12 protein-coding genes are annotated in these 12,927 nt (G+C 37.9%); 1 reads left to right on the top strand and 11 read right to left on the bottom strand.

Annotated elements, in window-relative coordinates:
• Window positions 1–18: 18 nt before the first annotated feature.
• The 3 genes from BMY13_RS09505 to BMY13_RS09500 form a co-directional block, all read right to left on the bottom strand.
• Window positions 19–789, bottom strand: coding sequence for a tyrosine-type recombinase/integrase (locus tag BMY13_RS09505; RefSeq protein WP_245736071.1), 771 nt, complete (start codon window positions 787–789; stop codon window positions 19–21).
• A 23-nt stretch (window positions 790–812) separates the two neighbouring features.
• Window positions 813–929: a site-specific integrase gene (locus tag BMY13_RS19730; RefSeq protein WP_245736070.1), complete on the bottom strand. Its 117-nt coding sequence runs from the start codon at window positions 927–929 to the stop codon at window positions 813–815.
• A 325-nt stretch (window positions 930–1,254) separates the two neighbouring features.
• Window positions 1,255–2,310: a citrate/2-methylcitrate synthase gene (locus BMY13_RS09500; RefSeq protein ID WP_092504152.1), complete on the bottom strand. Its 1,056-nt coding sequence runs from the start codon at window positions 2,308–2,310 to the stop codon at window positions 1,255–1,257.
• A 112-nt stretch (window positions 2,311–2,422) separates the two neighbouring features.
• Here BMY13_RS09500 and BMY13_RS09495 point away from each other — a divergent pair, with 112 nt between their 5' ends.
• Complete coding sequence (locus tag BMY13_RS09495) at window positions 2,423–3,304, top strand: LysR family transcriptional regulator (RefSeq protein ID WP_342728800.1); 882 nt, start codon at window positions 2,423–2,425, stop codon at window positions 3,302–3,304.
• 46 nt (window positions 3,305–3,350) lie between these two features.
• On the opposite strand, the gene BMY13_RS09490 is transcribed toward BMY13_RS09495, so the two are convergent.
• The 8 genes from BMY13_RS09490 to BMY13_RS09455 all read right to left on the bottom strand — a co-directional run bounded on the left by BMY13_RS09490 (window position 3,351) and on the right by BMY13_RS09455 (window position 12,645).
• The gene (locus tag BMY13_RS09490; protein WP_092504148.1) at window positions 3,351–4,871 is read right to left on the bottom strand and encodes an FAD-dependent oxidoreductase; all 1,521 of its coding nucleotides are present in this window, start codon (window positions 4,869–4,871) and stop codon (window positions 3,351–3,353) included.
• A 196-nt stretch (window positions 4,872–5,067) separates the two neighbouring features.
• Entirely contained in the window at window positions 5,068–5,763 is a 696-nt protein-coding gene (narI, locus tag BMY13_RS09485) for a respiratory nitrate reductase subunit gamma (RefSeq protein WP_092492779.1), read from the bottom strand.
• Window positions 5,764–5,792: 29 nt separating this feature from the next.
• Window positions 5,793–6,395 (bottom strand): nitrate reductase molybdenum cofactor assembly chaperone, encoded by a 603-nt coding sequence (gene narJ, locus BMY13_RS09480; protein WP_092504146.1) that lies wholly within the window; start codon window positions 6,393–6,395, stop codon window positions 5,793–5,795.
• A 4-nt stretch (window positions 6,396–6,399) separates the two neighbouring features.
• Complete coding sequence (gene narH, locus BMY13_RS09475; protein ID WP_092504144.1) at window positions 6,400–7,902, bottom strand: nitrate reductase subunit beta; 1,503 nt, start codon at window positions 7,900–7,902, stop codon at window positions 6,400–6,402.
• Window positions 7,892–11,572, bottom strand: a complete 3,681-nt coding sequence (locus BMY13_RS09470; RefSeq protein ID WP_092504142.1) for a nitrate reductase subunit alpha — start codon at window positions 11,570–11,572, stop codon at window positions 7,892–7,894. Before BMY13_RS09470 ends, narH begins: the two co-directional genes overlap by 11 nt.
• Window positions 11,569–11,844, bottom strand: a complete 276-nt coding sequence (locus BMY13_RS09465; protein ID WP_092492775.1) for a hypothetical protein — start codon at window positions 11,842–11,844, stop codon at window positions 11,569–11,571. The genes BMY13_RS09470 and BMY13_RS09465 overlap by 4 nt, the downstream gene beginning before the upstream one ends.
• A gap of 28 nt (window positions 11,845–11,872) precedes the next feature.
• Window positions 11,873–12,193 (bottom strand): hypothetical protein, encoded by a 321-nt coding sequence (locus BMY13_RS09460; protein ID WP_092492774.1) that lies wholly within the window; start codon window positions 12,191–12,193, stop codon window positions 11,873–11,875.
• Between the two features lie 35 nt (window positions 12,194–12,228).
• Entirely contained in the window at window positions 12,229–12,645 is a 417-nt protein-coding gene (locus BMY13_RS09455; protein WP_092504140.1) for a hemerythrin domain-containing protein, read from the bottom strand.
• Between the last annotated feature and the right edge of the window lie 282 nt (window positions 12,646–12,927).

Raw genomic sequence — 12,927 nt, 5'->3', positions numbered from 1 at the left:
GAAAGCTGTTTTGTTAATTTACTCTTTATCCTTTACTAGAAAAGATTCAATTGCTTTTTTCTTTTGTTCTAGGTCAATGTGCGTGTACACCGAAGTGGTCGCAAGACTGGAGTGCCCCAATAACTCCTGTAAGGTACGCAAATCGACCTTATCATTTTGCTGAAGTAGAATTGTCGCAAACGTATGCCGCAAGTGATGTAATGAAAACCGGTGTGCAGGTAAGCCAGCTTTTGTCAGCAATTCTTTAAATAAAAAATGAACAGATCGTGGATTGAGTTCTTTTTTCAATCTACTCCAAAAAACCGGTTCTGATGGATATCGTTTATCTTTTGGTAAATTTCTTTGATATTCCTTCAAGACCGGAATCACCATGGGATGAAGGGGGAGGAGCCGCTCTTTTTTTCCTTTTCCATGAATTAATACTGTGTTTGCTACTAAATCAATTTGTTCCCAGTTGAGGTCAATAATTTCGGCTCGTCGCATACCCGTTGTTGCAAGTAGTTTAAATAATGCTTCATTACGAAGCGCAAACGGGTGACGATCTTTCTGCAGGTAGCGAATAAATTGTTGCAGCTCAGCCAGCTTCATGTAATGCGGCAGCTTATGATCTCCTTTTGGAGCAATAATGCCAGCCATAAAATCGAGGTGAATATAATTTTCTTTTACACAATAGGTACTGAACGATTTCAAACAGGAAATTCTGCGCTGGATGGTTCGTGGTTTGATTTGGTGATTCAGAACCTGATCCTGGATAAACCGCCGAATTGTTGAGGCAGTGATATCCGCCAAATCCAGTGACCGGCCATGATCCGTTAAAACCTTTCCAAACAATGCAAATCAAAGGAATACGCATGAATGGTGTGAACCGAACAATTTTTTTCCACTTCGACATACGCTAAATAATCGTCAATGGCATGATGCAATTTCAATGTAACGACCTCCTAAAAATAGTGTTATGAGGACGCACCTGATAATTATGGGCGGGAACCGGCACTTAAACGACGGTCATTGAACATTATGGGCACCGAACCGAAAGTTAGAAGACCGCTCAGGATGTAACTACCCAATAATGAATATTATGAGCACCAGAGACCTGGAGTTATTGTTCTGTTAAGGTTTATTCCTAGTTAACATAATATATATTATAGGAAGTTATAGCAATTTTAATAAATTACATCTCAATATCCAAGTATACTATTGATATTGAGATGTAATAGAAAAATCACGCTATAAATTTATAACGTGATTTCGTGATTATTTTTCTCCAACATATCTAGCTGCTGGCCTAAAAATTGTATTATTGTTTGCTTGTTCCGTTGCGTGTGTACACCAACCAACAACTCTGCTTGAACTAAAGATTGCTGTAAATAATGTTGAATCTAACTCCAGTGATTTCATAATTGCTGCAGCATAATATTCTACGTTTGTATATAGTTTCTGATTTGGTTTATATGTGTTCAGTATTCTTATTGTTTCTTGTTCCGTTTTTAATGCTAAATCAATCCAATCAGGAATATCAGCCAACTCGAGTATTTTATCTTTTAGAGCTTCTGCACGTGGATCAAACGTTTTATACACTCTATGGCCAAATCCCATAATTCTTTCATTATTATTTAGTTTTTTGTGAATTACTTCACCTATTTTATTTTCGTTACCTATTTCATCAAGTAATTCTATAACTCCAGATGGTGCGCCGCCATGTAATGGTCCTTTCATAGTTCCTAAAGCACTTGTTACCGCAGCAGTCAGATCACTTTGTGTGGAAACAGTTACTCTTGCGGAAAATGTCGATGCATTCATACCATGTTCCATAGTCATAATCATATACGCCTCAAGCATCTTAACGTCCGATTTATTTACATTGCCAACAAGCATATAAAGAAAGTTTTCAACATGAGTTAGGTTCAAATCAGGTTCAATTACTTTCATAGAACTTAATCTCCGATAACGGTAAGCGATTATTGTTGGCATGATCGCTATAAGCTGGATAGCATCAGTATTACTAGATAATGAAGATATTGCAGTTCTCAGAACATCCATTATAGATAGATGTTTTGGTATGTTATCTATTATTTCTTTGACATGGCCAGGCAATTTGCGCTTGTTCTTTAACTTTGAATTAAATACAGCGAGTGCTTGATTAGATGGTAATTCCCCGTACAGCAAAAAGTATGCAACTTCTTCAAATGTGTTATTTTTTACAAGGTTTTGAATGGGTGTCCCTCGATAAATCAATCTTCCATTTTTGCCATCTATATTACTTAACTTCGTTTCCGTAACAATTACTCCTTTTAATCCTGGCTGGTACATTATACGCTCCCCCTTCCCTCTCATTGATATTTCAATTATATATTGATTCAATCATTATTAAAATTTAAATATTTTTAGTATAATAATAAATATATTTTATTAATGGGGTGCTATTATCGATACACGAACATTAAAAACCTTCATTTTGGCTGCAGAACATGAGAATTATAGGATTGTTTCGGAAAAACTGTTTATTACTCAGCCAGCAGTTAGTTCCCAAATAAGGCAATTGGAAAAAGAAATCGGTGGCAAGCTGTTCGATAAACGTGGGAGGCATATAAAATTAACTGAGTTAGGTCGTTTATTTCACAAAGAAGCAAAGGAAATTGTTGCACAAAGTGAAAGAAGTTTAAGTCAAATCAGCAAATTCCAGCAAGGATTTAATAAAACAATACGTATTGCTATTTCCCCTTTACTCGCAGATACAATTCTGCCAAGTACATTAAGAGAGTATAAAAAGCAGTATCCACATGTTGAATTATCGATAAAAGTATTGGAATCAAAGGAAATAGCGGCTGTAGTAGAAGATGGGAGTGTCGATGTTGGATTGTCCTGTTTACCTGGAGATCCAAACGTGAAATGCTTAAAATTTCACGAGGAGTCTGTTGTTCTTGTATGTAATCATGACGGCTATGATGCGGAGTCTGGTCCTATTGTTGATGCAAAGGATCTTCTTGAAAATAATATTATATTAACAGATAATCATCCATCCTATTGGAATTTTCTAAAGGAGCAATTGAAAGCCACACTATCTTCATACCAATTTATGAGCGTCACACACTCCTATATAGCAAAACGTTTTATTTTGGAAGGTATTGGTGTTAGTTTTCTTCCAAAATCCATTATAAATCGTGAAATAATCGAAGGCAGATTAATAGAAATTCCCGTTTCTTTTATGGAGTTGCCAACAGCAAGTATGTATATAATTTACAAATATGAACATGAAATTGAAACTGACTTTGTAAAATTTATATCTAATTTTCATTTAAGTTAAAAAAGAAGCAACCAAATTGGCTGCTTCTGATTGGTAAAGAAACTAATTATTCGATTTCAACCTTAGGTAAAGGTTTTTTTGCTGGACCCTCTATAACTTCACCAGTATAGGAAAATCTTGATCCATGACAGGGGCAATCCCACGTTCGATCACCAGAATTCCACTCTACTTCACATTTCATGTGGGTACATGTAGTATCTAAAGCATAAAGATTCTTTTCATTATCTTTGTAAACTCCGGTTCTTTGTCCATTAATTCGTGTAACAGTAGCATTATCGGGGGATAGATCATCTAAATTATCATCTCTTCTATCCATTTTCCCTTTTGCCATATGTTTTGCTACATCGGCGTTAATTCCTGTGAACTGGCGCAATGCAGGATCAGCTTGAAAACGCGAAGGTGTATATAATTCTTTGTAAAGTGTATCTTCTTGAAGAATCATATCGGTTATCATTTTTGCTGCCAGCGTACCATTTGTCATGCCCCATTTACGAAAACCGGTTGCAACAAAAACAGATTGTTGTGCCTTTGTAATGGGGCCTATATATGGAACATTATCCAATGTTATTAAATCTTGTGCTGACCATCGATTTACAAACTCTGAAATCCCAAAATTATTTTCGGCATATTCTTGTAATACATTATAATGATGCATTGTTGATTTGCCTTGACCTGCTTTATGGTTTTCTCCACTTATCAGCCACAGATCATCCTCTGCAACACGAATTGATCTTGTTGGTTCTTCTGCATTTATATACATTCCACCAGGAAATTTTTTATTAGACTTCCCTGCAACTACATAGGATCTATCAGCATACATTCGTGTTGGATAAAACCCTTGTCCATCAAAAAATGGATAATGAGACGCCTCAATAACATAACGACATGTAATACGATTTCCATCTTTCAATATAATTGAAGGGTGTTTGTTATATTCAATATCTGCTGCAGTAGTATTTTCATAAATTTCAAGCCCATTTTCAACACTGTCTTTCAGCAATGCCTTAAGGTATTTCAATGGATGAAACTGTGCCTGTCGCTTCATTAATAATGCCGATTTCATAGGTACATCAAGTGGCATGTTTTTAACTAGTTCACTGGGTATTTCCAATTGGTCATAGGCTTTCTTTTCGTTCTCCAATTTGGATATGTAGGAATCATCATTCGTGAATACATACGCATCCTCTTCCTTGAGATTACAATCTATTTTGTGTTCTGTAACGATGTCGCTAATAAGCTTTTTTGCTTCGGTTGCACCCTTGTAATATAATGAAGCTTTTTTGGAACCGAAGTGCTCGATTAGTTCATTATATATTAACCCATGTTGAGCAGTGATTTTGGCCGTGGTATGGCCTGTTGTACCATTGAGTATTTCACTGGCATCAATTAAGACAACTTGTACGCCTTCCCTTGCCAGTAAATACGCAGCTGTAATTCCTGTTATACCGCCACCTACAATACCAACATCAGTTTTGATCGATTTATCCAGTGACGGGTATGAAGGTAATTGTACAGAATCCCGCCAGTATGGCTCTGGATTTTGAGGTAATTTCATGTTGTGTGACATCTACCTTAACTCCTTTATCTTGTCGACTATAAGCTCAACTTTATTTTTATCAGTAATACGATAATTATACATTAATGCTCGGGATAGTTAGAAAAGTGGCTTATAATCATGCCTTAGTTGCACTTATGCATAAGAAAATTTCTTTTCTTAAATAACAAAAAAGAACTGAAGTCTCTCAATTCTTTTTTGTCCACTATTATTTTACTTTATTTTTATATTGAGATCTTGAGCGGTATTGTTGTGGTGACCTCGCTGGGTATGTTACAGGAATAGTATAAAAATGAACTAATCTAGTAAACGGTATTGATGCAAATAACCCGAAAGCTGTCAAAGTGTGTAACTTAAAGATGAACGGGATATTTCCCATTAGGTGGTACTGTGGATTCAAAATAAATAAACTTCTGAACCAAGGTCCAATAGATGTTCGATAATCAAACTCCTGAGGTGTTACATCTTGAAAAACGGTCATATATGTTCCAATAGCTGAAACAATTAGAAGCGCTATTACCGAATAGAAGTCTGCAAACGTTGCATGAATCCTGACTGGATCAATAGTCATTTTTCGAATCAGCAAGATAATCAGTCCTGCGACTACCATTATACCTGCAAGAGATCCCCCATATACTGCTCCAATATGGTACAAATGATCTGATACTCCTATTGCCTGATAAAAATCCATTGGGATAACGATTCCCATGACATGTCCGAAAAACGCAAAAATAATCCCAAAGTGAAACAAGGGTGAACCAATCCGAAGCCATCTTTTTTCAAAGAATTCCGTTGATGGTGCTGCCCATGTCAATTGTCGAAATGCAAAGCGATTTAATAAACCAACTATCATAATAACTATGGTTATATATGGGAAAATCACCCACCAGAAAATTTCACTCACACATTATCCCTCCTTTGCTGTGATTTTGATTACTTGTACATGATAGGGTATGGTAATTCTTCCAGATCCGCGTCTTCTCTTTCAAATTCCAATTTGGCAATTTCTTCTTTTGTTGGTTCAGGGAACACATTTTTTCTTAAGATGTACAATATATTGTAATAAGGATTATCAAGCGGAAGACTGCTGATGATTCGCTTTAATGCAACAGCGAGACGTCTAACCAGTCGATCATTGTCCTGACTGTCTGGAGCGACAGCCAGGAACTCAAACAACATTGGAATGTAATCAGCTAGTTCGTCATCTACTCTTTCAAATCCTGCATCACTGATAATTTTTTGCAGCCTAATAAATGCTGCACCTCGTTTACTGCTATCACCTAATTCGTGAGCAGTTAGATATAAGCCATGTTTAGCTTTTAAGTCAAATGTTGATACATACAACTTTTTAAGCTCTTCTGGTGATAATCGGTGAATTGACTTTAATGCCTTGTCCAGTTCTTTCTTTAATTCTGGTGACGTTATATTATCGTTAATACAGTCTTTTATATCTATCTGTTCATTAATGAAATTATCGTCAGGATAGGCTAACAAACGGGAACCAATAACAAGTATGGTACGTTCCTGCTCTTCCATATGCTTATCTACCCTTTCCAAATGCTGTTGTTACTACACCCTCTGGTGGTGCTAAATCTTCTAAACTGCAAGCACCCTGCTCATAGTAAAGTTTGTCTTCGCCATCCATTTCTCTTCGCCCAGTTGGAATGACAAATCTTTCATTATACTTTGCAATACCTAGTAAACGTGCCATATCCTCAACCTCTTCAGGATTCGTGTCTGCATCATTTAATAATTCGCTTTGTCTGAATTCATCGATACCACCTACTGTTTTACCTCGCATATGAACTCGCATAGCTATTAATTTAAGAAGTACTTTACGGATAACTTTGGTGTCATCGGCCGCAAGTATGGAAGCTAGGTATTGAACCGGGATACGCATCTGATCAACAGCAGGAATATACCCGTCAGTGTCCAATTCGTCTTCATTTGTAATATGATTCATAATTGGACTTAGCGGTGGTACGTACCAAACCATTGGTAATGTACGGTATTCCGGATGTAACGGTAACGCAATTTTCCACTTTATTGCCATTTTGTATACAGGAGAATTTTGTGCCCCATCAATCCACTCATCATTAATTCCAGCTTTTCTCGCTTCCTCAATAACTTCTGGATCAAATGGATCCAAAAACACAGAAAGCTGTGCTTCATAAAGATCTTGTGGATCTTCAACAGATGCAGCATCTTTTACTTTATCCGCATCATACAAAACTACGCCAATATAGCGAATTCTTCCAACACATGTTTCAGAACAAATGGTTGGCATTCCTGCTTCAGTTCTTGGATAGCAGAAGTTACATTTTTCAGCTTTATGTGTGTTCCAGTTATAATAAACTTTGTGATATGGGCAGCCACTCATACAAAAGCGCCATCCACGACATGCTTCCTGATCGACCAGGACAATTCCATCTTCATCACGTTTATATAGTGCACCTGAAGGACATGACGCAACACATGATGGATTCAAACAATGTTCACAGATTCTAGGTAAATACATCATAAATGTTTTCTCGTATTGCATTGAAATATGCTCTTGCAGTTTTTCAACTGTTGGATCCGTCGATACAATCTCAGTTCCTCCTGCAAGGTCATCATCCCAGTTGGGTCCCCATTCCGGTTTGTCAATGAACTCTCCTGTTATCTGGGATTGCGGTCTGGCAACAGGCAGATTTTCACCTTTGGGACTATTAATCAGGTTTTGATAATCATATGTCCATGGCTCGTAATAATCTTCCATAGTAGCCATATCAGGATTGTAAAAGATGTTCATAAGTTTGGATATAGGGCCACCTGCTTTAAGCTGCAGCTTCCCGTTTTTTAGAACCCAACCACCTTTATAGTGATCGGAATCCTCCCATTTTTTAGGATAACCAGGTCCGGGACGTGTTTCCACATTGTTAAACCACATATATTCTGTTCCGGGACGATTTGTCCAAGTATTTTTACATGTAACTGAACAAGTATGGCAACCAATACATTTATCCAAGTGCATAACCATTGCTACCTGTGCCTTAATTCTCAAGCCAATCAACCTCCTTAAGTGCTCTAATAACTGCAATTGTATCTCTCTGATGTCCCGTTGGGCCGTAATAATTGAACCCATAACTCAATTGTGAATAACCGCCAATCATATGTGTTGGTTTCAGTGTTATACGCGTAACACTGTTATGAGTTCCGCCACGTTTTTTGCTGATCGAAGTTGCTGGGACACCCATTGTACGGTCCTGCGCATGATACATGTAGGCCATACCTCTGGGGATACGATACGTGAGAACAACTCTTGCAGCAATTGCACCATTTCGATTATAAACCTCAACAAAATCATTATCATTTAGATCAATCGATGCGCCATCTTCTTCGTTCATCCAAATCGTCTGCCAGCCTCTGAACAATGTTGACATATGCGTGGTATCTGTAAACATTGTGTGAATTCCCCATTTTTGGTGTGGTGTCAGATATCTGACAGTAATCGATTTCCCATTTTCTTCAACGCCTTTCTCGCTCTTCAGAAACGGACCGTAATTTAACGGTGGCAAATATAATGGTAACCCTTCACCAAAGTCGAGCATCATTTCATGATCCATATAAAAGCTTTGCCGCCCTGTCAGCGTACGCCATGGAATGTTATATTCCGTATTAACAGTAAATGGAGAATAACGTCGATGGTCTTTTTCAAGTCCGCTCCAAACAGGTGTTGAGATAGCGGTACGTGGCTGAATACTTAAATCATATAATGTATGATCTTCTTCCTCACGTGCTCGGGAAATATCACCAAGATTCTGTCCTGTTTTGGCCTCGAGTGATTTCCATCCTGCAACTGCCCGTTTACCATTTGTTGCGCCAGACATAAGCAGAATTGCATTAATTGCTTGTTTGTCAGTATATAAGTCTGGATTACCTTTTCCGATGCCTTCACGTCTTGACTTGCCAAGTCGTGAACCAAGTTCTTCATAAACCTCTTCCCCTGGAATTGTAACACCCTTACCACCGTAACCATTTTTAATCAACGGACCGATAGTGGTCAGTTTTCGGAAAACATTTGGATAGTCACGTGTAACAACTTTCATGTTCGGCATTGTTTTTCCAGGAATTGCCTCTACTTCTCCTTTTCGCCAATCCTTCACCTTGCCAAATGGCTGAGAAATCTCACTTTTTGAGTCGTGTGCAAGAGGCGAAGTGTGTAATTCCTCTGTAGCTGGAAGATGTTCTTCCGCAAGTTCTGAGAAAACTTTACTGATTTCCCGGAATGTGTTCCAATCGCTTTTAGCTTCCCAAGGTGGTGAAATAGCAGCATTGAAAGGGTGTACAAACGGATGCATGTCGGTACTGCTAATATCAAATTTCTCATACCAGGTTGCAGCCGGCAACACAATATCTGAAAAGAGACCTGAACTTGTCATACGGAAATCGACACTGACTAATAGATCAGCTTTACCGGTAGGTGCTTCACCATCAGTTTTTACGTCTGAAGGCTGCCAAGAATTTTCGGGTTCTGCAAGCACCTGATTATCTCCCCCAACTAAGTGCTTAACAAAGAATTCGTGGCCTTTTCCACTATCTCCCAACAGGTTGGATCGCCAATTAAAAAATACTCTAGGGAAGTTTCTCGGATCATCCGGATTTTCAATTGCCCACTCAAGCTTGTCATCCTTCAGTTGACTTACAACATCATCAATTATCTCTTGTTCGGATTGTGCTCCTCTTTCCCGGATCTCTTTCACAATATCAATTGAATTCTTTGTAAATTGCGGATATGACGGTAACCAGCCTAGTCTTGCTGATAGAGCATTTATATCTGCAGGGTGGATTGAATCGTATTTGTTTCCCCAGTCGGTTTCTTCTTCCTCATCAGGCACAGTTTCATATCTAAACTGATCCGTTTGAAAGTAAAAATAAGAAGTTCCGTTCTGCAGACGTGGTGCTTTTTCCCAGTCATTTGCAAAAGCTACTTGTTGCCACCCCTCTTGAGGTCTTACTTTCTCCTGGCCAACATAATGTGCCCAGCCTCCGCCGTTTACGCCCTGTGAGCCTGTAAGCAGCACAAGGTTAAGGATACTTCTGTATATTTGATCACTATGGTACCAGTGATTTGTTCCGCCACCCATTGCTATCATAGATTTTCCTTTTGTGCGTTCAGCGTTGTCTGCAAACTCCTTTGCAACTTTAATAACGTGGGTTTTATTAACTCCTGTGATGCTCTCTTGCCATGCTGGTGTATAAGGTTTTGGATCATCATAATCTGTCGGATAATCACCAGGTAAATTACGATTGACCCCAGTATGTGCCATCATTAAGTCATAGACAGTAGTTACTTTAAGTGTTTCACCATTATTGTTCTGAATAGTCTTAACTGGTACTCCGCGTTCCACAATATTGCCATTCTTCTCTGCAAAATACGGGAACTGCACCATTGCTGTTTCATCTGGGTTGTCAATAAAGCTTAATAATGGATCGATAGAACTTCCATCTTCTTTTTCCAGTTCCAGGTTCCATTTATTGTCGTCATCCCAACGGAATCCCATGCTACCATTTGGTGTTTCTAAATTACCCGTAGTTTCGTCCCATACCGTTGTTTTCCACTCACTTAACTTGTGATCACCGTTCAGGTCTGATGCCCGAAGGAAACGGTTACTGCGGTAGGATCCATTTTCTTCATTCAATGTCACCAAAAATGGCAAGTCAGTAAATTTCTTTGCATACGAAGTAAAGTATGGTGTTTCTTTGTTTACATAGAACTCTTTTAAAATAACGTGGGTCATGGCCATAGCTAAAGCACCATCAGTTCCTGCCCGAGCAGGAAGCCAGATGTCAGCAAACTTTTCATATTCAGCATAGTCGGGACTGACTCCAACAACTTTGGTGCCATTATACCTTGCTTCCACCATAAAGTGTGCGTCAGGTGTACGGGTTTGAGGTAAATTAGTTCCCCAGATAATGAAATATTTGGAGTTATACCAATCGGCACTTTCCGGGACATCAGTCTGTTCTCCCCATACTTGAGGTGATGCTGGTGGTAAATCAGCATACCAATCATAAAAACTTAATATAGTACCACCAAGTAATGATAAAAAGCGGGTTCCTGCAGAATAACTGACCATAGACATGGCTGGAATTGGACTGAATCCTGCAATCCGATCTGGCCCGTAATTTTTAATTGTATGGATACTTGAACTAGCAATAATCTCGCACATATCTCTCCATGATGCTCGGACAAATCCTCCCTTGCCTCGAGCACTGACATACTTTGCTCGTTTTTCAGGATTTTCTGTAATATTCTCCCAAGCTTTTACTGGATCAGCAGATTGTTCTCGCTCTTGTTTCCATAATTCATATAAGTCACTGCGTATGTATGGATACTTAACACGAATAGGGCTGTATGTATACCAAGAAAAACTTGCACCCCTAGGACAGCCTCTTGGTTCATACTCCGGAAAATCATCTCCGGTACTTGGATAGTCCGTCTGCTGTGTCTCGGATGTAATAATTCCATCCTTAACATAAATCTTCCAGCTGCATGAACCGGTACAGTTTACCCCATGGGTTGATCTGACTATCTTGTCATGCTGCCAGCGTCTCCGATATATATCTTCAGAATCACGCGGACGAGGACTTTCCTCGGTGAAATCATCATTAATTTTTTCACCATGACGGATATGTTTAAGTGTTTCTAACAGTTTATTACTGCTCCTCATCTATTTTCACCTTCTTCATTTAATGATTGGATAGGATTAAACCGTTCGCCAAGAATTTTAAAACTGCCTGCACCTTCTTTTAATTCTTCAAGAAATATCTTTAGGCTTGGAACGTTTGAAGAAACCACTATTAAACGTTCTAAGGTGTTGTATTCCTCAATCGCATATATTTCTTCAATCACTTTTGGGGGTATTTCCCCAAATCGCATCTTAAGTATTGCTATCAGGTCTTCTCTATCCTGGACATAACTAGCACCGTCTTCAAACAACATCTAAATCCCCCTTTTTTTGCTGGAGTTATTACATCTTCATCATTTTAAAATAATCTGCTATCATAACTTCTTTACAAGCTTCTCCAAGTTCTTTGGAAAAGTCTGTCATTTCCTCACCCATTCTTTCAACTGCTTCATGTGAAAAATACTTCGATTTTTGGTGTGCGAAGCCATCTCCATAATAAAAAATGAGTTGGTATTGCTTCGAATCTTTAATGACGTGTGCTTGGATATCATAAGGATGTATATTATAATGTTTTTCCACTTCTTCCATTAGAAAGCTGTACAGATCCGGCAAAGCGACTCTTAAAAATTGTTCCTGCTCTGTCTGTAATCGTTCTGATTCCATATCAACTCACCTCCAGTAATTTTTTTAATATATGATTAGTGTTCTGGTAGTACTTCCATTTCTTTTTGGTTATGAAGCTCATCTACTATAATTAACGATTGGAATTTTTGGACAACTCCATCATTGATGCCGTCGTCTTTTAGAGTGGATTTAATTTCCTTAATTAATATCCTTAACAAATTATGATCTCTGGTTAATGCAACAATATCCTCATTTAGATCGGGATTTTCTTCAACTAATTCTTTATATAATCCTTCTTCTTCAGCTTCAGCATGTCGAAGTGTTCTAGTTTCCCATTGTTCGACAATTACATAAGCTAGTTCCAACGCTTTTTCGCTATGATTATCTCTAACTAGCTTATCGAGGAAATTCGTCAATTCAATTGCCTCATTTAGTGCTGCTTCATGAATAGCTTTGTGACTATCGACATGTTTTAATGCAGGACCTGACATAAAATGATCACCTCTTTGAGTGTACTATTTTTATTAATTGTTTATAATAATTAAGATAGAAACTTATTCCATCTAGTAGATTTAGCATATCATGTATCATTTTATGGAACAATTAATTATATTGAATATTTAAATTTAAGTGACAATTATCACATAAATAGATTCAAGTGAAACCCATATACTTTATCATCGAGTTATTAGTTTAATTAGCATATTTTGCGGTAATATACTATTAGGTTGTTATGCATTGTAAAAAATATGCAATAAAGTAATATTATTCTA

The sequence above is a fragment of the Virgibacillus subterraneus genome, assembly GCF_900110695.1.
Taxonomy (GTDB): domain Bacteria; phylum Bacillota; class Bacilli; order Bacillales; family Amphibacillaceae; genus Lentibacillus; species Lentibacillus subterraneus.
This window is presented reverse-complemented; position numbering and strand designations above follow the sequence as displayed.